We start from the raw sequence: 22,544 nt of genomic DNA, 5'->3' as shown, positions 1-22,544 counted from the left end.
CGGAATCAGGAATACTGAACGCCTGGTACCAAAAAGAAGCCTGCCTAGTGCAGGCTTTTTTTCGTCTGCTGTTTTTATCAGCACCACCAAACGATGTAGCCGCCGCCGCAGCCTGCGACAGCGGCTACGATGGCGGTGGTAGGGGCGTTATTTCCCGGGCGTCAGCGTCAGGCGCTTGGTGCCGTATGCCCTGTCGAAGTTCTGTGGCTGCAGCGGGATGCTCACGTATTGCCCCTTCGTCCAGCCGTCAATGCCATCGGCATAGTGCGGGCTGGCCGGGTTACCGGACTGGCCTGGGCTGTTCTGCGCGATCATCGGTTCGTTTTGCGCAAAGTCGACTATAAAGCGCATGGACGAAGCCTGGGTCACGTCAAAGCTCTGGCCCCAGGCATAAGCGGCGGCATTGAGCGTGGTGTGATCGCCCCCGGCCTGGCGCGCAGGCAGTTGCGTGCCTTGAGTGGCCCACTGGTAACGGTGCAGGTTGCCCCATTGCCAGGCCGTGTGGTCGGGGCCCAGTTGCCGCTCGCCTTCGTTGACCGCCGCTGCCAGGCTGCGGGCCAGGATGGTTGGTTTGTCTTCTTTCTGCGCGGTGTGCACGTCGTCCCAGAACGGGCTGTCCTCGCGGGCCAGCAGGTGGTCGGCCTGAGCCGAGTACGACAGGTTGCCCGCTGCCACGAAGGCCTTCCAGGCCGGGCTGTCTTGCGGGCCCAGTTCATCGAGGAAGATCTGCTTGCTGCTTTCCTGCAGGAACAGTTCGTACAGTGCGGCATCGGCCGACTGTGCGGCCAGGTTGCCATTGAACGCCAGCAGGCGGGTCAGGGCTTGCTGGGCCTTGGCGCGGTCGGCGGCGGGCAGGGCGTCGATGGCCTGCTTGAGCGGCATCGCCATGCCTGGGGCCTGAAACATGGCCTTCAGCTTGGTGGCGAAGGTGGTGGTCTGGTCATATTGCATGGCGATCATGCTGCGCGTGTCTTGCTTGCCCGCACCGGCCAGCTCGGCCAGGCGTTCGCTGCGCTCCGGGTAGTACCAGGAATTGGACAGTTGCATGCCGTAGCCGTGGGGCACGGTGCGCTGGTTGGCGGTGCCCAGCCAGCCTTGCGGTGGGTCCTGGTCATAGGGGTGCAGCATGGCGTCGGCAAAGCCGTCCCAGTCATAACGGCCGTCCCAGCCCGGCGACGGCACCAGCCCTCGGCCTTCACGGCGGTTGGGCAGGCGGCCGGTCACTTGCCAGCCGATGTGCTGGGCGTCGGCGAAGATCATATTGACAGCAATGGCGCGGATTTCGCGGCTGGCATCGGATGCGGCCTCCAGCGATTGTGCCCGCGACAGGTCGAACAGCGCGTCCAGGCTCTTGTCGTCCTTGAAGTCCGGGGCTTGCAGGGCCAGGCCCAGGCCGCCGTTGGCAGCGCCGCCGCCCAGCGTGCTGTTGAGCAAGGCGCCGTGGCGGGTGTCATACACGGCTTCGCGCAGCGGGCTGCGGCCCTTGATGAAGAAGGTTTCCTGGCGCACGCCCACCGGGCGCCACTTGCCGTCGGCCAGGTATTGCAACTGATTGCCCTGACGCTGCAGTTTTTCCAGATACAGGTCCTGGTTGTCGCCCATGGCCGGGGCCATGCCCCAGGCCACTTTGCCGTTGAAGCCGGCCATTACCCCGGGGATACCGGCCAGGGACACGCCTGCGGCCTGGTACTTGGGGGCACGGATTTGCACGTAGTTCCACAGCGATGGGCTGGCCAGTGGCTGGTGCGTGTCATTGGCGAGCAGGCTGCGGCCACTGCGCGCGCGGGCCGGGCTGATGGCCCAGTTGTCGGCGCTGGCAATGCCCGGCAGGTTCAGGCCGGCCAGGTCGCTGACGGCCTTGTCCACGTCGCCCAGGCCGGGGATCTGCCCCAGGCTGACGCCCTTGAGCTTGTCGGTTTCATCGAACGGCAGCGGTTCGTCCGGGTAGGTGGGAATCAGCCAGGCCAGCTTGTCCACGCCCACTTTCTGCGCCAGGGTCAGCGAGGCCAGCTCTTCCTTCAGGTTCACCGACTGGCTGAAGTTGAACAAGGCGAAGATCAGCGCCGAGTCTTCCGGCTTCCAGTACTCAGGCTTGTAACCCGATTCGGCCAGGTCCATCGGCAGCTTGTCGCGATAGCGGAACAGGTAGGCGTTGACGCCGCGGGCGTATACCTCGAAGAAGCGCTTGAGGCGCGGCGACGCAGCTGCGTACAGCTGATCGGCGTTTTTCTTCAGGTTGACGGCGCGCATGAAACGATCGACGTCCAGCATCGCCGGGCCGTCCATTTCGGCCAGGCGGCCCTGGGCCAGCAGGCGCATGCCGACCATCTGGCTGATGCGATCGCTGGCGGCGATATAACCCTGGGCAAACAGCGCGTCGTGGAAGCTGCTGCTCTCGATCAGCGGCATGCCATTGGCGTTGCGACGCACCGACACGTTCTGGGCCAGCCCCTTGAGCGGCTGCACGCCGGCATCCGGTGGCAAACTGTCGGCGTAACGGCTGTCAAGCCAGGACTGGCAACCGGTCAGGCTGAGCAGCCCGGCCATGGTTGCGGCGGCGCCGAACCGTGGAAGAAATTGAGTAAAGGCTGGCGAGGCCATGGCTGAGGCTCCTGCGGGGCTGGCGTATAAAAGGCGCTACGTTAGTGAGCGCGCACACGCCACGCAAGCGGGCCACGACCTTTATTTACACCGCAGGTCGGCCGGCGTCGCAGGCCTTGCGTGCAAGTGCCTGCGGCGTCTGGAAAATCAGGCCTGCGGCGGGTTGATGCGGTCCACCCAGGCGTAGGCCCGTTCCGTGGCCGGGCGCGTCTTGATGGCGTTGAACCAGCGCTTGAGGTGCGGGAAATCGTCGAGGTTCTGGCTTTGCCGCTCGTAGGGCACGATCCAGGGGTAGATGGCCATGTCGGCGATGCTGTAGTCGTCGCCGGCCACGAAAGCGCGGTCGGCCAGGCGCTTGTCCAGCACGCCGTAGAGGCGGGCGGTCTCGTCAATGTAGCGCTTCATGGCGTAGGGGATCTTTTCCGGGGCAAACGCATTGAAGTGATGGTTCTGCCCTGCCATGGGGCCCAGGCCGCCCATTTGCCAGAACAGCCATTGCAGTACCTGTTCGCGACCGCGCAAGTCGGTGGGCAGGAACTGGCCGGTCTTTTGCGCCAGGTACAGCAGGATGGCGCCGGATTCGAACAGCGAAATGGCTTCGCCGCCGTCGGCAGGCTGGCTGTCGACAATCGCCGGGATGCGGTTGTTGGGGGATAGGCTCAAGAAGGCCGGGGCGAACTGTTCGTGCTTGCCGATGTTGACCGGGTGGACCTTGTACTCAAGCCCGGCTTCCTCCAGAAACAGGGTGATCTTGTGGCCGTTTGGGGTAGTCCAGTAATACAGGTCGATCATGAAACGCTCCAGGTATCAGGGGCGGCTATCAAGGCGCTGCCCGGATCGACTGTTGTACTCCCCTGGGGTTTTGTTTCAAAGCATTTCAAATTCCCGCCGCCGGCACCCTTGGGCCCGGCGGTGGGTCATTCAATCAGGCGCCGTGGCACTTCTTGAATTTCTTGCCGTTGCCGCACGGGCACGGATCGTTGCGGCCTACGTCCTTGAGGGCGTTGCGCACCGGCTCCTGGGGTTCGTGGTTGCAATGCGGGCCGTGAACATGGCCGTGGTCGTGGTCGTGGTGGTGATCATGGTCGTGATCGTGGTTGCAGTCAGGGCCATGGACATGGGGTTGCTGGGTCATTTGGGTGTCTCCGAAATAGATCGGCGGGAATTATCTCATTGCTGATGGAGTAATGGCTGGCGAGATTCAAAGAAATCTCCCGCATGAAGATCCGAATGCTCTGATGGTCGATAGCAGCTTGACGTCAAAGGATTTCAGAAGGCCCTGCACGCGCGTTGTTACGCGCCATTCTCAATGATCCCGAACGCGTACTGGCGGCTTTGCGTCGTTGATTGGCCTCATCTGCGCATCAACGCCGCTGGCATCACCTCGCCACTGCGCCGCAGCACCACGTCGTGCCCAAACACCAGCCCGGTCTTCAGCTCGCCTTCCAGGCGGTAGGGGATGGGGCGGTCGGGGTGGCGCAGCAGTTTGACCACGTCGCGCAGGTGTTCCCACAGGTTGGTGCGGATCGGCACGTTGAAGCGCGCGCTTGAATGGGCGTCTACGCTTAACCATTCATCATATTCGCCTTCTGCCAGCAGGATATCGGCCAGGTGCACCCGATAATGCAGGCCGCTGACGGTGAGGCTGGTGTCGTTGGGGTTGTCGATGCGAAAGTGCAGCACGAATTTCTGCTGCAGCAGCTTGGCCTTGACTACTTGTACGTCGAGCAGGTGGACTTCAGGGTCTTTGAGGTCGTCGGCGAACCAGCTGGCGCAGCCGCTCAGCCCCAGGAACAGGCAGACGGTGAACAGGCGCAGTATCCGTGAGTGCATGGCTGGTCCCTCGCTATAGCCTGAGTCTACCAACCCCACGCCTGGCTTGTTGGCAAAAACATACATGAGCCATACTGATGGCCATTACTCTCGATGGGCCAGTGCCCGATAGGCAGGAGGCACACTATGGGGCTTTTCGAAATTGTCTTCCGGGGTGAACTGGTGGCCGGGGCGCAGCCGGCGCTGGTGAAGGCCAACCTGGCAAAACTGTTCCAGGCCGACGGCGCGCGTATCGACGCGCTGTTCAGCGGGCGCAGGCTGGTGCTCAAAAGCGACCTGGATCCCCAGGCGGCGGAAAAGTATCGCGCCACCCTGGAACGCGCTGGCATTGTCGTCAGCATCGAGCCGGTGCCGGTGCATGTGGAGGAAATCGAGATGGCGCCGCCGCCCGATGCGCCCGGCTTTGTGCGGCGGCCCAACAAGATGGCAGAGCCCTGGGTGCCGCGCGACTGCTATATGGCGGCGTTTGTGGAGGTGCAGGCTCCGGCCTTTGAGGTGGCCGAGGCAGGCAGTGACCTGCAACCGCAGAAACCTGTTGCCCAGGCCCCGCGCCTTGACCTGGGGCAATTCAGCCTGGCGCCGGCGGGCAGTGACATGGGCCAGGCGCCACGGGCTGCCGGCCCCGCCGCACCAGACACCAGCCATTTGAAAATCACGCCGTGATGTAGTTGGCGCAGCACTTCTTGAACTTCTGGCCACTGGCGCAAGGGCAGGCGTCATTGCGACCGGCCTTGAGCGCCACGGTAGGGTCTATGAAGTACCAGCGCCCCTGGTTCTGCACGAACGAGGAACGCTCGCGGTGGCCGTGTTCGCCGCTCGCATCGTGCCAGCGAGCCACGAAGGTCACAAAGGCGTGTTCTGGCTGGCCGCCAAATACCTCGGCGCTTTCCACCGTCAGGCCCAGCCAGGTGCTTTGCGAGCTCCAGTCACTGATGGCCTGGCGGTCCAGCCCGGCTTGCTGGGCGGGCAGGGTGGTGGCCAGCAGGTAGTCGATCAGGCCCAGTACATACGCGCTGTAGCGCGAGCGCATCAGTGCCTGGGCGTCGGGCGCCGGGTGGCCTGCGTGGTAATGGCCGCAGCAGGCGTCCAGCAGGTTGCCGCTGCCGCATGGGCATATGCTTGTACTCATCGGATCACCACCAGTACTTGCCGAAGTTTTCCGGGTTGGCCCAGAACCGCGCATTCAGCCAGTCGGGCACCTGCTTGTATTCACGCAGATCGTAGGTGAACAGGGTCAATACCTGCTCGTCGCGCTGGAAGCGCTCGCTGGCCTGCAGCGCCAGGGCATAGAAGTCGGTTTCGCTCCAGCCGCTGGCCGCCAGGTCTACCAGGACGGCGATGCGGCTGGCATTGAGGTTGCGGATGCCGCCCAGCAGTTCCAGTGCGGTGCGCTTGGGCAGGTGCTCCAGGCAGTCCACCACCACGGCCAGGTCAAACCGCTGGCTGGCCAGCGCTGGCGGCAGGGTGCCGGGCGCGGCCTGGGCCACAGTGCTGTCCGGGTGCGCTTGTTTGAAAGCGGTCAGGGCGGGGAAATCGTCAGCGCCCACCACCAGCAATTGTTGTGGCGCATAGCGATCCAGCAGGGCCGCTAGGGCCTGTTGTGGCGTGCGCGAAGAAAAGCTTGCAGTCATTGAACGTCCTCATCAGAACTGCCAAGACTAGCCTTGTTCGAGGTCGAAACCTAGCCTGCATGGCTTATTGCTGGCGCATCTGCAAAGTGCCGTCTTTACTCCCAATGCATCGGTTGTCCGCCGATTCCCCCCTAAGGAGAGAGACCTGATGAGCATAGTGAGTAAGGCATTACCTTTGGTACTGCTAACCAGTGTGTTGACTGGTTGCGCAGGGTTGCAGAAAACCGACTGGCCCAAGTGCGCGGCGGTCGGGGGTGTCACGGGTGCGGCGCTGGGTTCGATCAAGAACTCGACCTGGGCCGGTTGGGGCGTGCTGGTAGGTGGCGGGGTCGCGGCGGCCTATTGCTGGGTGCATGGCGACGGCGACGAAGATGGCGATGGCGTGATGGACAGCGTCGACAAGTGCCCGCACACACCGCATGGCACCCCGGTCGATGCCACCGGTTGCCCATTGCCACCGCCACCAGCGCCGATGGTGGAGCAGGCGCCGCTGCCCAAGCAGGAAGTCATCGTGATTCGCGATGTGCATTTCGAGTTTGACTCCGCCAAGCTGACCACGGCCGACAAGGCGCAACTGGACAAGGTGGCCACCAAGCTCAAGCCTGAAGCCTCCACGACTCAGTTGACCGTGACCGGGCACACCGACAGCGTCGGCAAGCCGGGCTACAACAAGAAGCTGTCCGAGCGCCGTGCGCACTCGGTGGTGGACTACCTCATCAGCGTCGGTATTCCTCGCGCCAGCTTCGTGTCGGTCAGTGGTGCAGGCGAGAGCCAGCCGGTTGCCGACAACAAGACGGCTGACGGGCGTGCCCAGAACCGTCGCGTGGAAATCCGCATCGACCGCTGAAAACCTTGCAATGCGCGGCTTGTGAAGTTCCACAGGCCGGTCTTTACTCCTGTGTTACCGGCACTGGCCGGTGACACAGGAGCATTCCATATGAGATTAATCTGGCGGGCGGTACTCCCCGTTCTTCTGGTCAGCAGTGTTCTCTCCGGTTGCGCCACTACCAGCGATGGAAGTGCCCCGCTCAATCAAAGGAACTGGCCTATCTGCAGCCTCATCGGTGGTGTAGTAGGTGGCGGCCTCGGCGCCATCAAGAGCTCGTCCTGGGCCGGTGGCCTGGGCTTATTGGGCGCTATCACCGGTGGCTTGATCTGCTACGCGCAAGATGGCGACGAGGACGGTGATGGCGTATTCGACCGTCGTGACCATTGCCCCGGCACGCCCCCCAATACCCCCGTGGACCACATGGGTTGCCCGTTGCCGCAATACCCGGCAAAAGCCCCCGAGCCCGCACCGGCGCCGCCTGAAGAAGTCATTACCCTGAGCGATGCGGGCAATGTGCTGTTTGCCTTCGACTCGTCGGCGCTGACCCAAGAGGCACGCAACCAGTTGATGGCGTTGATGGGCAAGCTCAAGGCCGCTGACGTGGTCAGCGTCAAGGTGGTGGGCAACACCGACAGCAAGGGCAGTGATGCCTACAACCAGAAGTTGTCCGAGCGCCGGGCCGACAGCGTCGCCAAGTTCCTGATCAGCCAGGGCCTGGCAGCCAGCAAGGTAACCAGCGAAGGTGACGGCGAGCGCAAGCCGGTGGCTGACAACAGCACCGACGAAGGCCGCGCCAAGAACCGTCGCGTGGAACTGCACATCAATCACCAGGGGACTTGAGCCCACCCCAGCCCGACCGCGTAGCCGCTACCGCCAGGGTGCGCTGGCCCTGTACCTCGCTGGAGTTCTCCAGTGTGGATGAGGGCCGGCGCAGCCTGGTGGCAGCGGCTACGTTTTTGCGGCGATGACAAGAACTGTCATTTTTTGTTCATGCAGATATGGCACAAACACCAGCCCAGCGTTACTGTGCTGGCAAAGAATAATGTATGGGGGCGGGCATGACGTGGTTGTGGAGCCTGGGCAAAGCCTTGACGGTGGTGTTCTGGTGGGTGGTGCTGATGAATCTTTTCATGCCCATGACGCATCCGTTTCGTGTGCTGATCAATGGGGCCGGTGCAGCACTGATGGTGTTGCACGTGCTCGAACTCCTGCTGTTCCACGTAAGCTTGCGTGGCCGCACCCATCCCTGGTTTGACCGCTTGCAGATCCTGCTGGTGGGTATTTTTCATGTGCGTTCAATTCCGACCCGGTCGGTGCAGGAGAGCAACAATGCGTAGGCTGTGTCTGGTAGCGGCGTTGTTCACGCCTTTGGCAATGGCCGAAAGCCTGAGTGTCGAACCCCATTCGTTGATGCGTCTGCCCGGCAGGGACGGCGTGCTGACGCTGGACCGCCTGGTAGTGCAGGACTACGCCACCTTGCTGGTGCCGGACAACCTGGTGGAATTGAACGTGGGCGAGCTGCGCCTGGGTCACGAGGCGCGCATCGCCATTGTGCCCGGCGGCCAGCAGCTGCGCATCGAGGCCCGCCACGCGGACCTGGGCCAGGGCAGCCAGATTCTTGCACGCGGTGCCCCGGGTACCTATGAGAAAGAGGCATTGCCAGGTCGCGACCTGGTGCTGCAAATGCAGTCGCTGACCGGGCCGCTATTGTCGGTGGATGCCCGCGGCGGCGCGGGTGCACCCGGCTATTTCGGCCTGGATGGCGGCAGTGGCCAGGCCCCGGGTTGCCTGTGGGGCGACGCCGGGCGTGGTGCCGATGGCTTGAACGGTGGCAACGGTCACGATGGCGCGGCCGGCGCCCAGGTGCACCTGCAAGTGCCGCGCGACTACCCGCAGGCCGCCATTCAGGTGCAATTGGACGGTGGCGCCGGTGGCCTGGCGGGCACTGCGGGCAAGGCCGGTGCCGGCGGCAAGGCCAAGGGGTGCTTCATCTATAGCACTGCGGGCGCCAAGGCCGGGCATCCAGGCCAGCCAGGCGAGCCTGGTGTGGCGGGGCGCCCAGGGGCGCTGACCGTTCAGCGCCTGTAGCGCGCGTCACAAAGGTGGTCGCGCCGCAGCCACCGCCACCAGCAGAAAACCGATGATCAGGTTGATGCCCACCAGCCGGCGTATCTGCGCCAGGCTGGGGGCGGCGGCTGCCCAGTCTTCTGCTTTAACGGCCTGGGTGAAGGCGGGCAACTGCAGCGTGGTAATGCGCAGGAACAGCGCCACCATCACCACGTAGAGCCCCATCATCACCTGCACATAACGCGGCGCGGTCTCGAACCCGCTGAAGCTGATCTGGATCATGCCGACGCCACTTATCGGAAGAATCAGCACCGCCACCCAGACCCAGATGAAAAAGCGTCGGAAAACTTCCGCCCACAACTTCAGCCGGGCAGGCGCGTCCAGGGCTGTAGCCGCCGCCGGCCGCAGCACCAGCCAGGCGAAGAACATGCCGCCTACCCAGACGAATGCGGCCCAGACATGCAAGGTGTAGAGGGGGGCGAATGCAGCCATGTGGATCTCCGTTCAGCGCGAGAGGGTTTAGCGGGGTATGATAGCGGCCCTAAACGAAACACTGAAAATTTATCCAGGCTTCCATGCCCCAGAACCATGATCAGTAACGAACTCAAATCCCAGATCCAGGGCGCCTATTCGCGTTTCCTCGAGGCCAAGAGCCTCAAGCCTCGCTACGGCCAGCGCTTGATGATCGCCGAAGTCGCCAAGGTATTGGGCGACATCGCGTGTGACGACGAAGGGCGCCGCTCGGGTGACTGTGCGGTGGTGGCTGTCGAGGCCGGCACCGGTACCGGCAAGACCGTGGCCTACAGCCTGGCCGCGATCCCGGCCGCCAAGGCTGCGGGCAAGCGCCTGGTGATTGCCACCGCTACCGTCGCGCTGCAGGAGCAGATCGTCTACAAAGACCTGCCTGACCTGATGAAGAACAGTGGTCTGAGCTTCACGTTCTCCTTGGCCAAGGGGCGCGGGCGCTACCTGTGCCTGTCCAAGCTCGACGTGCTATTGCAGGAGGGCCACGCGCAAACGGCCACTGCCCAGTTGTTCGAGGAGGAGGGCTTTCGCATTGAGGTGGACGAAGCCAGCCAAAAGCTGTTCACCAGCATGATCGAGAAGCTGGCCGGCAACAAATGGGACGGTGACCGTGACAGCTGGGCCACCGCCCTGGAAGACAAGGACTGGGCGCGGGTGACCACCGACCACAGCCAGTGCACCAACCGCCATTGCCCCAACTTTCAGCAGTGCGCCTTCTACAAGGCCCGCGAGGGCATGGGCAAGGTCGACGTGATTGTCACCAACCACGACATGGTCCTGGCCGACCTGGCCCTGGGCGGCGGTGCGGTGCTGCCCGACCCACGTGACACCCTGTACGTGTTCGACGAAGGTCACCACCTGCCGGACAAGGCCATCGGCCACTTCGCCCATTACACGCGTCTGCGATCCACCGCCGACTGGCTGGAAAGCACCGCCAAGAACCTTACCAAGCTGCTGGCCCAGCACCCGCTGCCAGGTGACTTGGGCAAGCTGATCGAGCAGGTGCCGGAACTGGCCCGCGAGATCAAGACCCAACAGCAGTTCATGTTCACCGCCTGCGAGCAACTGGCAGACTTCCGCGCCGGTGAGGACATGGAAGGCCGCGAACGGCCTCGCCACCGCTTCGAAGCCGGTGTGGTGCCCGAGCACATGCGCGAGATGGGCATCGAGCTGAAAAAGGGCTTTGCCCGCCTCAACGACCTGTTCACGCGCCTGACCGAACTGCTCAAGGAAGGCATGGACGGCGAGACCAGCATCGGTATCGCCAGCCACCAGGCCGAGGAGTGGTACCCGCTGTTCGGCAGCCTGCTGTCCCGTGCCCAGGGCAACTGGGAACTGTGGACCGCCTTCACCGCTGAAGACCCGGAAGACAGCCCGCCCATGGCGCGCTGGCTGACCCTGGCTGAAAGCGGCGCCATGTTCGACATCGAGGTCAACGCCAGCCCTATCCTGGCCGCCGAGATGCTGCGCCGTACCTTGTGGAACGTGGCCTACGGCGCACTGGTGACCTCGGCCACGCTGACCGCGCTGGGCAAGTTCGACCGTTTCCGCATGCGTGCCGGCCTGCCCAAGGCTGCCGTGACCGCGGTGGTGCCCAGCCCGTTCCACCACGCCGATGCCGGTGTGTTGCGGGTGCCAGACCTGCGCGCCGACCCGCGTGATGCGGTGGCGCACACCGCGGCCATCATTCGTGACCTGCCCGGCCTGGTTGAAGGCTCGCGCGGCACGTTGGTGCTGTTCTCCTCGCGCAGGCAGATGCAGGACGTGTTCGACGGCCTGGACCGCGACTGGCGCAAGCAGGTGTTTATCCAGGGCAACCTGTCCAAGCAGGAAACCCTGAACAAGCACAAGGCGCGCGTCGACGGCGGCGACTCCAGCGTGCTGTTCGGCCTGGCCAGCTTCGCCGAGGGCGTCGACTTGCCAGGCGCCTACTGTGAACACGTGGTTATCGCCAAAATTCCCTTCGCGGTGCCGGATGACCCGGTGGAAGCGGCACTGGCGGAATGGATCGAAGCGCGCGGTGGCAATCCGTTCATGGAAATCGCCGTGCCCGACGCGTCGCTGAAACTGATCCAGGCCTGCGGCCGCCTGCTGCGCACCGAGCAGGACCGCGGCACCATCACCCTGCTGGATCGCCGTGTGGTGACCCAGCGCTACGGCAAGGCAATCCTCAACGCCTTGCCACCGTTTCGTCGCGAAATTTCCTGACAAGGGCAGGGCTTTTTGCCCTGTTTTCGCTGTCTATACACCTGATCGAGGCCGACATCGGCCATCAAGGAGAGCTGGAACCCCATGATTCGCCGTTCGCTGCCCGCTGTATTCGCACTGCTGTTCGCCACCCCGCTGTTGGCGGCTGGCACCCAGCAGACGCTGTTCAACTTCGTTCGTCCCGCCGACGTGGTGCAGGTGACGACCGTCGATGCCAGCCTGCCGCAGTACAACGCCGAACAGACGGCAGAAGGGGAGGTGCTGCGCCGGGTGACGTTCAACCCGGTGGCGGCCCCCAGCCTGACGCTCAAACCCCAGACCGGGGCCTGGGACTGGTCCACCGACAGCGCCATTACCTTGCGCGCGCAAAGCGCCATGGACTGGGCCGTGACCCTGTATGTGAAAGTCCAGAGCAACGATGGCAAGACCCTCACCAGCCGCATCGATTTGCCCGCTGGGCCGGCGCAGACATTGGTGATCCCGCTCAAGGCCAGTTCGCCGCTCAGCCAGGGCATGCGTGCCGGCCCGCCGATGCCGTGGATGGCCGACGGCCAACGTACGTTGCTGGCCAGTAGCGAGGGTGAGGTCACCGCCAGCCAGGTGGTGTCGGTGACCCTGTCCATGGACAAGCCCGCAGTGGCCCAGAACATCCTGCTGGAACGCTTTGGCGTGGTCGATGGCGATGCCCTGCAGAAGTCTGCGTATGCCGACATCGTCGATGAATACGGGCAGTTCAGCCGGGGCCGCTGGCCGGAGAAAATCAGCAGTGATGATCAGCTCAAGGCTGCCGCGGCCCGCGAACAGCAACAGCTCAAGGGCTGGCTGGCCGAGCGAGCCAAGGCCCCCATGGACAAGTTCGGTGGCCTGATTCAAGGTGCGGCATTCAATGCCAGCGGCTTCTTCCATACCGAAAAGCGTGACGGGCGCTGGTACCTGGTGACGCCCGAGGGCCATCCGTTCTACTCCCTGGGCGTGAACGCCGTGGCCGCCGACAACGACCGCACCTACGTGCAGGGCCGTGAATGGATGTTCGCCAAGCTGCCCAAGGCCGATGAGCCGGCAGCGCATTACTATGGCCAGAGCAACAACCAGGACGGCAACGGTTCCTCGGTAGGGCGTGGTTTTGGCAGTGGACGCTGGTTCGATTTCTATGGCGCCAACCTGCAGCGCACCTACGCCACGCCTTGCTCACCAACGCCGCAGGCGCCTTGTGCGGCTAAACCGTTCGATGCCATTCGCTGGCAGAAACACACCCTGGACCGCCTGCAGGCCTGGGGTTTCAACACCCTTGGCAACTGGAGCGCGACCTCGCTGGAAGGCAATCAACGGGTGCCTTATGTGCTGCCGCTGTCCATCGTCGGTGATTACGCCAGCATCAGCACCGGCATGGACTGGTGGGGGCGCATGCCCGACCCGTTTGACCCGCGCTTCGCCATGGCCACCGAACGTGCCGTGGCCATTGCCGCCCGCGACCACCGCGACGACCCTTACCTGATCGGTTACTTTGCCGACAACGAGCTGGCCTGGGCCGGCCCCGGCAACGACCCCAAGGCACGTTACGCGCTGGCCTATGGCACCCTTCGGCAAACCACCGACGTGCCGGCCAAGCGCGCGTTCCTCAAGCAGTTGCGGGACAAGTACCGTAACCAGGAAGGCCTGTCCAAGGCCTGGGGCATCAACCTGCCCGCCTGGGAGCTGATGGAAGACCCGGGCTTCGAGGCGCCGCCGCCCAACCCTGAGCACCCGGAAATCGAGGCCGACCTCAAGTTCTTCCAGCGCACGTTCGCCGACACGTATTTCAAGACCATCGCCGACGCCCTCAAGTGGCACGCCCCCAACCACTTGCTGCTGGGCGGGCGCTATGCCGTCTCCAGCCCGGAAGCGGTGGATTCCTGTGCGCAGTATTGCGACGTGCTGAGTTTCAACTTCTATACGCCCAAGCCCCAGGACGGCTATGACTTTGCGCGCCTGCGGCAATTGGACAAGCCGGTGCTGGTGTCCGAGTTCACCTTCGGCTCACGTGACCGCGGGCCGTTCTGGCCGGGGCCGATGGAAGTGGCGAAGGAAGAAGACCGCGGCACCGCCTACGCCACCTTCCTCAAGGCGGCGATGCAGGAACCGACGATTGTCGGCGTGCACTGGTTCCAATACCTGGACCAGCCCGTCACCGGGCGCCTGCTGGACGGCGAAAACGGCCACTTCGGCCTGGTGGGCATCACCGACGTGCCCTATCAGGGCTTCGTGGCGGCCGTGCGCAAGAGCAACCAGGACAGCCTTGACCAGTTGGCCAAGACCCTGCCGGCAGTAGCGCCGGCCGAGTCGGGCGACAAGGGCGCGAATCATGGCAAGGGTGGGGCGCATAAGTAAGGCGCATATTGCAGCAGCCTGGCGGCAGCTCCCGCGACATCCGCCGCATGCGATCGTGTAGCAGCGCGCCCGTGATCGACGGTGCAGCTGTCACACGCTGTAAGCAGAAAGATACCTACCGCCCGGCATGCATCTGTTCACAAATGGTGCAACTACTGGAACAATGCCCCCCACTTTGTTCAATGCTGTGCAGGGAGTCGCTGGGTGCAGATTCAGGGTCATTACGAGCTTCAATTCGAAGCGGTGCGCGAGGCCTTCGCGGCCCTGTTCGACGATCCCCAGGAACGCGGCGCCGCGTTGTGCATCCAGGTGGGTGGCAACACGGTCATCGACCTGTGGGCCGGCACTGCCGACAAGGACAGCCAGCAGGCCTGGCACAGCGACACCATTGCCAACCTGTTTTCCTGCACCAAGACCTTCACGGCGGTCACCGCCCTGCAACTGGTGGGCGAGGGCAAGCTGGACCTCGATGCCCCTGTGGCCCGCTACTGGCCCGAATTCGCCGCGGCCGGGAAGGAGCGCATTACCCTGCGCCAACTGCTCTGTCACCAGGCCGGCTTGCCGGCGCTGCGCGACGTACTGCCCGCCGAAGCGTTGTACGACTGGCAGGTGATGGTCGATGCCCTGGCCGCCGAGGCACCCTGGTGGACGCCGGGCACTGGCCACGGCTACGCGGCCATTACCTACGGCTGGCTTGTGGGCGAACTGCTGCGCCGCGCCGACGGCCGTGGCCCGGGTGAATCCATCGTCGCTCGGGTGGCCAAGCCACTAGGGTTGGATTTCCACGTCGGCCTGGCCGATGAAGAGTTTTATCGCGTGGCGCACATTGCCCGTGGCAAGGGTAACATGGGTGACGAGGCCGCTCAGCGCCTGCTGCAAGTGACCCTGCGCGAACCGACGGCCATGAGCACCCGCGCCTTCACCAACCCGCCTTCGGTGCTTACCAGCACCAATAAGCCGCAATGGCGCCGCATGCAGCAGCCGGCCGCCAATGGTCATGGCAATGCGCGCAGCCTGGCGGGTTTCTACGCCGGCCTGCTGGATGGCAGCCTGCTGGAGTCGCAACTGCTGGACGAACTGACGCGCGAACACAGTGTCGGGCCGGACAAGACCTTGCTGACGCCTACGCGTTTCGGCCTGGGCTGCATGCTCGATCAACCGGCCCTGGCCAACGCCACGTTCGGCCTTGGTGCCAAGGCGTTCGGGCATCCTGGCGCAGGCGGTTCGGTCGGTTTCGCCGACCCGGAACACGACGTGGCGTTCGGTTTTGTCACCAATACCCTGGGGCCGTACGTATTGATGGACCCCCGCGCACAAAAGCTCGTGCGGGTGCTTGCCACTTGTCTATAAAATGATCGAATCGACCGGCGGCGTGCTGGAACTTGACGATTCAACTACTATCCAATCAACGGTTTAAACGGGTTTTCTAACCCGATTTGTATCAACCTCATCCTGTGGAAAGCTTATGTACTCCAATAAATCCATCGCGTTTGCCCTGTGCCTGGCTGTGACCGGCTGCGCCCAGACTCCACAAAACAATACGGCTGACAACGGTGGCTTCCACTGGTGGCCGTTCGGCGCTACCGATCATGCGGTAGACAAGGATGTGGCAGGCGCGATCACCGACAAGGTGGCCAAGGATGAAGTCAAGCCGGCACCGGTTGGAGCGCCGCCGTCGGTTGCAGCCGCCGCCGTCCCGGCCACTGCCCCGGCAGACAGCGGTACGCACTGGTGGTGGCCGTTCCCGCCGTCCGCCGCTACTCCAGCTGCCGCCAAGCCGGCAGTGGCCGTGGTGCCAAAAATTGATGCCAAGATGACCCAGGCCTGGCTCGACAGCTACGAGCCAAAAGTACGCGAAGCCGTCAAGGGTTCCAGCTTCCAGGTCGAGCGTCGTGCAGACGTGCTCGTGGTGATTGCCCCTGTGGACAGCAGCTTCAACCCCAAGCGTCCGGAACTGCTGCTGCCCATTACCCTGAGCCCGATCACCAACATTGCCAAGGCGGTTGAAACCGACCCCAAGACCGCCGTGTTGATCGTCGGCCACGCCGATGCCAGCGGTGCGCCTGACGTGCAGAAAATCAGCCTGCAGCGCGCCCAGTCTATCAGCGCCATTTTCCACCTCAGCGGCCTTGACCGTCAGCACTTGGCCGCTCGCGGCATGGGCTCGCTGATGCCACGTGCTGCCAACGACAGCGTGCAGGGCCGCGCCCTGAACCGCCGCATCGAAATCGTGCTGACCCCGCAGGAAACCATGGTGGCCCTGGTTGCCAAGTACAGTTCGCCAACCCCACCGGTTGCCGAAATGGTTGCGGTGCAGGACGTCAAGCCCGTTCCGGCGGCCACCCCGGCCAAGAAAGCGGCGGGCAAGAAAACCGCCGCGAAAAAAGCCCCGGCCAAGCCCGCCGCGAAGAAGAAGGTCACCCCAGCCAAGGCAGCAGCGCCGGCCAAGAAAAAGCCTGACGCCGTCGCGCAAGTACAGAACTGATCGTCAAGGAAACGCGCAATGACCCAGGCCCTGGCCGATATGCGCCGCGACTACACCCGTGACGGCCTGACCGAGGCGAATGCCCCGGTTGAGCCGTTCGAGTTGTTCACTCGCTGGTTCGAGGAAGCGATCAAGACCGAGCAGCCGCCGGTGGAGGCCAACGCGATGATGCTGGCCACCGTCGACGGCGAGGGCCGCCCCCATTGCCGGGTGCTGCTGCTCAAGGCCCTGGATGCCCAGGGCTTTACCTTTTTCACCAACTACGAAAGCGACAAGGGGCGGCAGCTGGACGCCAACCCGTTCGCAGCCATGACGTTCTTTTGGCCGACCCTGGAGCGCCAGGTGCGTATCGAGGGGCGGGTCAGCAAGGTCAGCCATGCCGAGTCGGACGCCTATTTCCAGGTGCGCCCGCTGGGCAGCCGCCTGGGTGCCTGGGCTTCGCCGCAAAGCCGGGTGATCGCTGATCGCGCTGAACTGGAGGGCCTGCTCAAGGCCACCGAGCAGCGTTTCAGCGATACCCAGCCCGACTGCCCCGAGCACTGGGGCGGCTACCGGTTGGTGCCCGAGCGCATCGAGTTCTGGCAGGGACGCTCCAGCCGCCTGCACGACCGCCTCAATTTCCGCCAGGTAGATCAGGCCTGGCAATGCGAACGCCTGGCCCCCTGATCAGCGCATTCGACCTTTTGCTCTGCTCTGTTGTCCAGACGATGTGGCATCATTACTTTCGTAAGCGTGCCATGTCGTCAGTCGCACTCGGCCTGTTCAAGCGACTGTACTAGAGCTGAATGGACGCAATTTATTACAGCTGGTGTCGTGACAGCCGTCGATAGCCAGCGTCTAATGGGCAAATACGCCCCACGGAGAATTTTCATGCGTAAATCTGCACTGCTCCTTGCCTGCTTCACGACCTCGACCCTGTTCCTGGGCGGCTGTGTCTCCAATCTGTCCGGTGATACCTATTCGCGTGATGAAGCACGCCGTGTGCAGACCGTGCGCATGGGCACCATCGAGTCCCTGCGCCCAGTCAAGATCGAGGGTACCAAGACCCCAATCGGCGCTGGCGCCGGTGCAGTGGTCGGCGGCGTCGCCGGTAGTGCCATTGGTGGTGGCCGTGGCAGCATCATCACCGCTGTGATCGGTGCGGTGGCCGGTGGCCTGGTGGGTTCGGCCGCCGAAGAAGGCCTGACCCGTGCCCAGGGCGTGGAAATCACCGTGCGTGAAGACGACGGCAGCATGCGCGCCTACGTGCAGCAGGTGCAGGAAAACGAGATTTTCCGCGTCGGCGAACGTGTTCGCATCATGACAGTGGATGGCACCAGCCGCGTTTCGCACTGATAGCCACTGCATGAAAAAACCCGGCCGAGGCCGGGTTTTTTCATGGGCGCTACATCCGCTACGGCTGCGCCTTGCGGCTTGCCATGGCGGTCACCGCATAGCCAATGAACGCCGCCAGTATCGACCCGGTCAGGATGCCCATGCGGTCCTCTCCGGCAAAGGGGCTTTCACCCGGCACATAGGCCAGTGACCCCACGAACAGGCTCATGGTGAAACCGATGCCGCACAGTATCGACACCCCCATCAATTGCTTCCAGTTGGCGCCGCTTGGCAGGCTTGCCAGGCCGACCTTGATAGCCAGCCAGGTCAGGCCGAACACCCCCACGGTCTTGCCTATCAGCAGGCCGCTGGCAATGCCCAATGGCACGTGGTGGGTGAAGCTGTCCAGGGTTACGCCGGCCAGCGGCACGCCGGCATTGGCGAAGGCGAACAGCGGCAGGATGGCGTAGGCCACCCACGGGTGCAGGGCATGTTCCAAGGTGCGCGACGGCGACGCTTCAGCGTGGCGGGTGCGCAAGGGAATGCAGAAGGCCAGGGTAACCCCCGCCAGGGTGGCATGCACGCCGCTTTTGAGCACGCACACCCACAGGATGGCGCCCACGATCAGATAGGGCGCCAGCTTGATCACGCCCAGCCGGTTCATGGCTATCAGCGTTACCAGGCAGGCCGCCGCCAGCGCCAGGGCCAGGGTGGAAATGGTGCCCGAATAGAACAGCGCAATGACGACGATGGCGCCCAGGTCGTCGATGATGGCCAGGGTCATCAGGAACAGTTTCAGTGACACCGGTACACGTTTGCCCAGCAATGCCAGCACGCCGAGGGCGAAGGCGATGTCGGTGGCCATGGGGATTGCCCAGCCGCTCAGCGCTGCCGGGTTGTCCTTGTTCAAGGCCCAGAAGATCAGCGCCGGCACTACCATGCCACCAATCGCCGCCGCCCCGGGCAGGGCGATCTGCGACACGCTAGACAGTTGGCCCTCAAGTACTTCGCGCTTGACCTCCAGGCCAATGATCAGGAAAAACAGGGCCATCAGGCCGTCGTTGATCCACAGCAACAGCGGCTTGGCGATGCTCAGCGCACCCACCTGGGCAACCACGGGGGTGTCAAGGAAGCTGTTGTACAGCCCGGACAGGGGTGAATTGTTGATGATCAGCGCCAGCACGGCGGCCGCGATCAGCAGCAGGCCGCTGGCCGCTTCGAGCTGAAAAAATCGTGTCAGAGTACTACGCAGGGGCACGGTCGCTCTCCATCCTGGTGTTCGAGGGGCACACCCTAACCTGTACTGCCGGTTGTTAAAACAAAAGTTATATTCGTTTTTGTTATAAGTGATCGGGCAGGCTTGGCAGGGGCGAGGACACTAGCAGGACGAATGGGATACGTGGATAGGACGTGTCTGATTTGAGTGTAGGGCGTTTCCGACAGGGCGCAGCATATTGCCTGACCATGCCGTGTCGCCAGACGCAGCCTTCGGCCGCTACAGGGTGTGTAGCAGCGGCCGGGAGGCCACGTCATGGGCACTCTAGGCGTCGAGGCCCAGCATGCTGCGTGCCACGCCTTCGGCGATGCGAATACCATCGACACCGGCCGACAGGATGCCACCCGCGTAACCGGCGCCTTCACCGGCCGGGAACAGGCCCTTGATGTTCAGGCTCTGGTAGTCGGCGCCGCGGGTGATGCGCAGCGGCGACGAGGTGCGGGTCTCGATGCCAGTGAGAATGGCGTCGGGGCGGGCGAAACCACGGATCTGCTTGTCGAAGGCCGGCAATGCTTCGCGGATGGCCTCGATGGCAAAGTCCGGCAGCGACAGGGCCAGGTCACCCAGGGACACGCCCGGCTTGTAGGAAGGCTCTACGTCGCCCAGCGCGGTGGACGGCGTGTTGGCAATGAAGTCGCCCACCAGCTGTGCCGGTGCCTGGTAGTTGCTGCCGCCCAGCAGGTAAGCCGTGGATTCCAGCTTTTCCTGCAGTTCGATACCCGCCAGCGGGCCGCCCGGGTAGTCCACTTCCGGGGTGATGCCCACCACGATGCCCGAGTTGGCGTTGCGTTCGTTGCGCGAATACTGACTCATGCCGTTGGTGACCACGCGTCCTGGCTCGGAAGTGGCGGCTACCACGGTACCGCCCGGGCACATGCAGAAGCTGTACACCGAACGGCCGTTCTTGGCGTGGTGCACCAACTTGTAGTCGGCAGCACCCAGTTTCGGGTGGCCGGCGTACTTGCCCAGGCGCGCCTGGTCGATCAGGCCTTGCGGGTGCTCGATACGGAAGCCGATGGAGAACGGCTTGGCTTCCATGAACACGCCACGGGCGTGCAGCATGCGGAAGGTGTCACGGGCGCTGTGGCCCAGGGCCATGACCACGTGGCGGGACATGATCTGCTCGCCGTTTTCCAGGACCACGCCTTGCAGCTGGTCACTGTCGATCAGCAGGTCGGTGACCTTGTGCTCGAAACGGATCTCGCCGCCCAGGGCTTCGATTTCCTTGCGCATGGTTTCAACCATGCCTGTCAGGCGGAAGGTACCGATGTGCGGCTTGCTGACGTAAAGGATTTCTTCCGGCGCGCCGGATTTGACGAACTCGTGCAGCACCTTGCGACCGTGGTGCAGCGGGTCCTTGATCTGGCTGTAGAGCTTGCCGTCGGAAAAGGTGCCTGCGCCGCCTTCGCCGAACTGCACGTTGGACTCGGGGTTGAGCACGCTTTTGCGCCACAGGCCCCAGGTGTCCTTGGTGCGCTGGCGCACTTCCTTGCCGCGTTCCAGAACGATGGGCTTGAAGCCCATCTGCGCCAGCAGCAGGGCGGCGAAGATGCCGCATGGGCCGAAGCCGACCACCAGGGGGCGCTCGGTCAGGCCCTCCGGGGCGTGGCCCACGACCTTGTAGCTGACGTCCGGCGCCGGGCCGACGTTGCGGTCGTCGGCGAATTTGGCCAACACGCTGGCTTCATCGTGCACGTCAAGGTCGATGGTGTAGATGAACTGCAACTCGCTGTTCTTCTTGCGCGCGTCATAGCTGCGCTTGAACAGGGTGAAGTCCAGCAGGTCGGCGTCGGCGATCCCCAGGCGCTGTACTATAGCGGGGCGCAGGGCCTCGTCGGTGTGGTCCAGGGGCAGTTTGAGTTCGGTGATTCGTAACATGACAGGGTCCAATATCCGGGCCACAGGGTTGACCCGGCAGCTTTGCACTAACCGGCCATTATAAGCGTTTGCAAGGGATTGCCGTCAGGTTTTAACCGCCTGACGGCGCAACATCAGTCGTTGCGAGCGCCGCCAAAGTAGGCGCAGCCCCGGTACGGCTGGTCATTGACGCGCAATTCGGCGGTCATCTGCTGCACGCTGCCGGTGGTCGGGTCCACGCACCGCTGGGGCGCTACCCACAATTCCACCTTAAGGCCGTTGGCTTCGGTGCTCAGGCTCAGGCGGCCGTCAGGCATCTGTTCTTCGACAAAGGGCACCGCCAGGGGCGGCTGGTCGGCGCGGCTCAGTTCCAGGCCCTTGCCGCTGGCGCGCAGCTCCCATTTGGCCGGGTCGCTGCCACCCGCACGCAGGGTCAGCAGCTTGAAGTTGGGGTCATTGCAGGCTGCGGCGGAGCGTTCCAGGCGGTAGAACTGCTGCAGGTCGATGGTGCCATCCATGCCGCCGGTCTTGCTGGCTTCGAAGCGCCCGCGAACGTCGCCATAGACTTGCCCGGACTTGCCGACGATGCCGGCGGCTTCCTGCAGCACGCCGGTATGGCCGATGTCGGTAACCGTGTAGTGACGCTGCTCGCCGCAAGGCTGGAACAGCAACTGGCCGTCATGGCCCATCAACACGCCTTGCATGCGGGTGAGCCCGGCGGTGGACGGCTGGCTCGGGGCCGAGGAAAACAGTTGGCAGCCGGCGAACAGTGGCAGCAGGGCAAAACACATCAAGGTACGGGCAACGCGCATCGAGGGCCTCCTGGTAAGTGGGCGGCACCGTAGCACAGCAGACGTGAAAATTGTGCGCGCTAGCCGACGATGAACACCTGGCCGGTCTGCAGGCCTTCCACGCTTTTGGCGTAGGCCAGCGCCACGTCTGCTGCCGGCACCGGCTTGTAGCCTCGGAAATAGGGTGCGTAGCTGCCCATGGCTTCCACCAGCACCGTGGGGCTGACCGCGTTCACCCGCAGGCCGCGCGGCAGCTCGATGGCGGCAGCGCGTACGAAGGCGTCCAGCGCGCCGTTGACCATGGCCGCCGATGCACCGGTGCGGATCGGGTCGCGGTTGAGGATGCCCGACGTCAGCGTGAACGAGGCACCGTCGTTGGCGAACTCGCGACCGATCAGCAGCAGGTTCACCTGGCCCATTAATTTGTTCTGCAGGCCAAGGCTGAAATCATCGTCGCTCATTTCACCCAGCGCCTTGAAGGTCACGCTGCCCACGGCGCTGACCAGCGCATCGAAGCGGCCGGTCTTGGCGAACAGATCGCGGATGGACGCCGTGTCGGCAATGTCCACCTGATACTCACCGCTGTGGCGGCCGATGTGAACCACTTCGTGGCGTTGGGCGAGTTCGCTGGCGACGGCGGAACCGACCGTGCCGCTGGCGCCGATCAAGAGGATTTTCATGGTGGTTTCCTGCTAAGGGGGTAGGCCACCAGTGTAGGGATTTGCTTTTTTCTGATAATCCCTCTAATAGGCAACCTTTG

Annotated in this window: 22 protein-coding genes and 1 pseudogene; 12 read left to right on the top strand and 11 right to left on the bottom strand. The window is 63.7% G+C overall.

Annotated features, from left to right (window positions below):
• Positions 1-147 precede the first annotated feature (147 nt).
• From PMM47T1_RS20585 to PMM47T1_RS20575, 3 genes are all read right to left on the bottom strand, one after another.
• Entirely contained in the window at positions 148-2,601 is a 2,454-nt protein-coding gene (locus PMM47T1_RS20585) for a penicillin acylase family protein (protein ID WP_008372564.1), read from the bottom strand.
• Between the two features lie 147 nt (positions 2,602-2,748).
• Positions 2,749-3,393, bottom strand: a complete 645-nt coding sequence (locus PMM47T1_RS20580) for a glutathione binding-like protein (RefSeq protein WP_008372562.1) — start codon at positions 3,391-3,393, stop codon at positions 2,749-2,751.
• A gap of 133 nt (positions 3,394-3,526) precedes the next feature.
• On the bottom strand, positions 3,527-3,736 hold the full coding sequence (locus PMM47T1_RS20575; protein WP_008372560.1) for an SEC-C metal-binding domain-containing protein: 210 nt from the start codon (positions 3,734-3,736) through the stop codon (positions 3,527-3,529).
• A gap of 125 nt (positions 3,737-3,861) precedes the next feature.
• Here PMM47T1_RS20575 and PMM47T1_RS30705 point away from each other — a divergent pair.
• Positions 3,862-3,948, top strand: a pseudogene (locus PMM47T1_RS30705) (transcriptional regulator); the annotation flags it as partial.
• A gap of 6 nt (positions 3,949-3,954) precedes the next feature.
• Here PMM47T1_RS30705 and PMM47T1_RS20570 read toward each other — a convergent pair.
• Complete coding sequence (locus tag PMM47T1_RS20570; RefSeq protein WP_008372559.1) at positions 3,955-4,434, bottom strand: LEA type 2 family protein; 480 nt, start codon at positions 4,432-4,434, stop codon at positions 3,955-3,957.
• 126 nt (positions 4,435-4,560) lie between these two features.
• On the opposite strand from PMM47T1_RS20570, the gene PMM47T1_RS20565 reads away from it, so the two are divergent.
• A complete protein-coding gene (locus tag PMM47T1_RS20565) occupies positions 4,561-5,097 on the top strand; it encodes a hypothetical protein (protein WP_008372556.1) in 537 nt (178 codons plus the stop codon).
• Here the strand turns inward: PMM47T1_RS20565 and PMM47T1_RS20560 are convergent.
• Both PMM47T1_RS20560 and PMM47T1_RS20555 read right to left on the bottom strand, forming a co-directional pair.
• Positions 5,087-5,563: a YchJ family protein gene (locus PMM47T1_RS20560; protein WP_008372555.1), complete on the bottom strand. Its 477-nt coding sequence runs from the start codon at positions 5,561-5,563 to the stop codon at positions 5,087-5,089. The genes PMM47T1_RS20565 and PMM47T1_RS20560 overlap by 11 nt on opposite strands.
• A 4-nt stretch (positions 5,564-5,567) precedes the next feature.
• A complete protein-coding gene (locus PMM47T1_RS20555) occupies positions 5,568-6,065 on the bottom strand; it encodes a DUF6231 family protein (RefSeq protein ID WP_008372553.1) in 498 nt (165 codons plus the stop codon).
• Positions 6,066-6,213: 148 nt separating this feature from the next.
• On the opposite strand from PMM47T1_RS20555, the gene PMM47T1_RS20550 reads away from it, so the two are divergent.
• From PMM47T1_RS20550 to PMM47T1_RS20535, 4 genes are all read left to right on the top strand, one after another.
• Positions 6,214-6,912 (top strand): OmpA family protein, encoded by a 699-nt coding sequence (locus tag PMM47T1_RS20550; protein WP_008372551.1) that lies wholly within the window; start codon positions 6,214-6,216, stop codon positions 6,910-6,912.
• Between the two features lie 90 nt (positions 6,913-7,002).
• Entirely contained in the window at positions 7,003-7,734 is a 732-nt protein-coding gene (locus PMM47T1_RS20545) for an OmpA family protein (RefSeq protein ID WP_043301315.1), read from the top strand.
• 218 nt (positions 7,735-7,952) lie between these two features.
• Positions 7,953-8,231: a DUF1145 domain-containing protein gene (locus PMM47T1_RS20540; protein ID WP_043301318.1), complete on the top strand. Its 279-nt coding sequence runs from the start codon at positions 7,953-7,955 to the stop codon at positions 8,229-8,231.
• The gene (locus PMM47T1_RS20535; protein ID WP_008372544.1) at positions 8,224-8,982 is read left to right on the top strand and encodes a hypothetical protein; all 759 of its coding nucleotides are present in this window, start codon (positions 8,224-8,226) and stop codon (positions 8,980-8,982) included. The genes PMM47T1_RS20540 and PMM47T1_RS20535 overlap by 8 nt, the downstream gene beginning before the upstream one ends.
• A 6-nt stretch (positions 8,983-8,988) precedes the next feature.
• On the opposite strand, the gene PMM47T1_RS20530 is transcribed toward PMM47T1_RS20535, so the two are convergent.
• The gene (locus PMM47T1_RS20530; protein WP_008372542.1) at positions 8,989-9,453 is read right to left on the bottom strand and encodes a CopD family protein; all 465 of its coding nucleotides are present in this window, start codon (positions 9,451-9,453) and stop codon (positions 8,989-8,991) included.
• 96 nt (positions 9,454-9,549) lie between these two features.
• On the opposite strand from PMM47T1_RS20530, the gene dinG reads away from it, so the two are divergent.
• The 6 genes from dinG (at position 9,550) to PMM47T1_RS20500 (ending at position 17,881) form a co-directional block, all read left to right on the top strand.
• Positions 9,550-11,694: an ATP-dependent DNA helicase DinG gene (dinG, locus tag PMM47T1_RS20525; RefSeq protein WP_008372540.1), complete on the top strand. Its 2,145-nt coding sequence runs from the start codon at positions 9,550-9,552 to the stop codon at positions 11,692-11,694.
• Positions 11,695-11,778: 84 nt separating this feature from the next.
• Complete coding sequence (locus PMM47T1_RS20520; protein WP_008372538.1) at positions 11,779-14,061, top strand: beta-agarase; 2,283 nt, start codon at positions 11,779-11,781, stop codon at positions 14,059-14,061.
• A gap of 204 nt (positions 14,062-14,265) precedes the next feature.
• Positions 14,266-15,411, top strand: coding sequence for an EstA family serine hydrolase (locus PMM47T1_RS20515; protein WP_008372536.1), 1,146 nt, complete (start codon positions 14,266-14,268; stop codon positions 15,409-15,411).
• A gap of 115 nt (positions 15,412-15,526) precedes the next feature.
• Complete coding sequence (locus PMM47T1_RS20510; RefSeq protein WP_008372534.1) at positions 15,527-16,546, top strand: OmpA family protein; 1,020 nt, start codon at positions 15,527-15,529, stop codon at positions 16,544-16,546.
• An 18-nt stretch (positions 16,547-16,564) separates the two neighbouring features.
• Positions 16,565-17,212: a pyridoxamine 5'-phosphate oxidase gene (pdxH, locus tag PMM47T1_RS20505; RefSeq protein ID WP_008372533.1), complete on the top strand. Its 648-nt coding sequence runs from the start codon at positions 16,565-16,567 to the stop codon at positions 17,210-17,212.
• 204 nt (positions 17,213-17,416) lie between these two features.
• The gene (locus tag PMM47T1_RS20500; protein ID WP_008372531.1) at positions 17,417-17,881 is read left to right on the top strand and encodes a glycine zipper 2TM domain-containing protein; all 465 of its coding nucleotides are present in this window, start codon (positions 17,417-17,419) and stop codon (positions 17,879-17,881) included.
• A gap of 58 nt (positions 17,882-17,939) precedes the next feature.
• Here PMM47T1_RS20500 and nhaA read toward each other — a convergent pair whose 3' ends face one another.
• The 4 genes from nhaA to PMM47T1_RS20480 all read right to left on the bottom strand — a co-directional run bounded on the left by nhaA (position 17,940) and on the right by PMM47T1_RS20480 (position 22,464).
• Positions 17,940-19,118, bottom strand: coding sequence for a Na+/H+ antiporter NhaA (nhaA, locus tag PMM47T1_RS20495; RefSeq protein WP_008372529.1), 1,179 nt, complete (start codon positions 19,116-19,118; stop codon positions 17,940-17,942).
• A gap of 282 nt (positions 19,119-19,400) precedes the next feature.
• Complete coding sequence (locus tag PMM47T1_RS20490; RefSeq protein WP_008372526.1) at positions 19,401-21,014, bottom strand: NAD(P)/FAD-dependent oxidoreductase; 1,614 nt, start codon at positions 21,012-21,014, stop codon at positions 19,401-19,403.
• A gap of 113 nt (positions 21,015-21,127) precedes the next feature.
• The gene (locus PMM47T1_RS20485) at positions 21,128-21,805 is read right to left on the bottom strand and encodes a membrane protein (protein WP_008372523.1); all 678 of its coding nucleotides are present in this window, start codon (positions 21,803-21,805) and stop codon (positions 21,128-21,130) included.
• Positions 21,806-21,864: 59 nt separating this feature from the next.
• Positions 21,865-22,464, bottom strand: a complete 600-nt coding sequence (locus PMM47T1_RS20480; RefSeq protein WP_008372520.1) for a short chain dehydrogenase — start codon at positions 22,462-22,464, stop codon at positions 21,865-21,867.
• Between the last annotated feature and the right edge of the window lie 80 nt (positions 22,465-22,544).

Source organism: Pseudomonas sp. M47T1, assembly GCF_000263855.1.
GTDB lineage: Bacteria > Pseudomonadota > Gammaproteobacteria > Pseudomonadales > Pseudomonadaceae > Aquipseudomonas.
Note: the sequence above shows the minus strand (reverse complement) of the source record. Positions and strands in the feature narration are given on the sequence as shown.

What these genes read in the sequence shown, in the direction of transcription:
- PMM47T1_RS20585 (WP_008372564.1), bottom strand. Translation starts at nt 2,601, where the DNA reads ATGGCCTCGCCAGCCTTTACTCAATTTCTTCCACGGTTCGGCGCCGCC.
- PMM47T1_RS20580 (WP_008372562.1), bottom strand. Translation starts at nt 3,393, where the DNA reads ATGATCGACCTGTATTACTGGACTACCCCAAACGGCCACAAGATCACC.
- PMM47T1_RS20575 (WP_008372560.1), bottom strand. Translation starts at nt 3,736, where the DNA reads ATGACCCAGCAACCCCATGTCCATGGCCCTGACTGCAACCACGATCAC.
- PMM47T1_RS20570 (WP_008372559.1), bottom strand. Translation starts at nt 4,434, where the DNA reads ATGCACTCACGGATACTGCGCCTGTTCACCGTCTGCCTGTTCCTGGGG.
- PMM47T1_RS20565 (WP_008372556.1), top strand. Translation starts at nt 4,561, where the DNA reads ATGGGGCTTTTCGAAATTGTCTTCCGGGGTGAACTGGTGGCCGGGGCG.
- PMM47T1_RS20560 (WP_008372555.1), bottom strand. Translation starts at nt 5,563, where the DNA reads ATGAGTACAAGCATATGCCCATGCGGCAGCGGCAACCTGCTGGACGCC.
- PMM47T1_RS20555 (WP_008372553.1), bottom strand. Translation starts at nt 6,065, where the DNA reads ATGACTGCAAGCTTTTCTTCGCGCACGCCACAACAGGCCCTAGCGGCC.
- PMM47T1_RS20550 (WP_008372551.1), top strand. Translation starts at nt 6,214, where the DNA reads ATGAGCATAGTGAGTAAGGCATTACCTTTGGTACTGCTAACCAGTGTG.
- PMM47T1_RS20545 (WP_043301315.1), top strand. Translation starts at nt 7,003, where the DNA reads ATGAGATTAATCTGGCGGGCGGTACTCCCCGTTCTTCTGGTCAGCAGT.
- PMM47T1_RS20540 (WP_043301318.1), top strand. Translation starts at nt 7,953, where the DNA reads ATGACGTGGTTGTGGAGCCTGGGCAAAGCCTTGACGGTGGTGTTCTGG.
- PMM47T1_RS20535 (WP_008372544.1), top strand. Translation starts at nt 8,224, where the DNA reads ATGCGTAGGCTGTGTCTGGTAGCGGCGTTGTTCACGCCTTTGGCAATG.
- PMM47T1_RS20530 (WP_008372542.1), bottom strand. Translation starts at nt 9,453, where the DNA reads ATGGCTGCATTCGCCCCCCTCTACACCTTGCATGTCTGGGCCGCATTC.
- dinG (WP_008372540.1), top strand. Translation starts at nt 9,550, where the DNA reads ATGATCAGTAACGAACTCAAATCCCAGATCCAGGGCGCCTATTCGCGT.
- PMM47T1_RS20520 (WP_008372538.1), top strand. Translation starts at nt 11,779, where the DNA reads ATGATTCGCCGTTCGCTGCCCGCTGTATTCGCACTGCTGTTCGCCACC.
- PMM47T1_RS20510 (WP_008372534.1), top strand. Translation starts at nt 15,527, where the DNA reads ATGTACTCCAATAAATCCATCGCGTTTGCCCTGTGCCTGGCTGTGACC.
- pdxH (WP_008372533.1), top strand. Translation starts at nt 16,565, where the DNA reads ATGACCCAGGCCCTGGCCGATATGCGCCGCGACTACACCCGTGACGGC.
- PMM47T1_RS20500 (WP_008372531.1), top strand. Translation starts at nt 17,417, where the DNA reads ATGCGTAAATCTGCACTGCTCCTTGCCTGCTTCACGACCTCGACCCTG.
- PMM47T1_RS20490 (WP_008372526.1), bottom strand. Translation starts at nt 21,014, where the DNA reads ATGTTACGAATCACCGAACTCAAACTGCCCCTGGACCACACCGACGAG.
- PMM47T1_RS20485 (WP_008372523.1), bottom strand. Translation starts at nt 21,805, where the DNA reads ATGCGCGTTGCCCGTACCTTGATGTGTTTTGCCCTGCTGCCACTGTTC.
- PMM47T1_RS20480 (WP_008372520.1), bottom strand. Translation starts at nt 22,464, where the DNA reads ATGAAAATCCTCTTGATCGGCGCCAGCGGCACGGTCGGTTCCGCCGTC.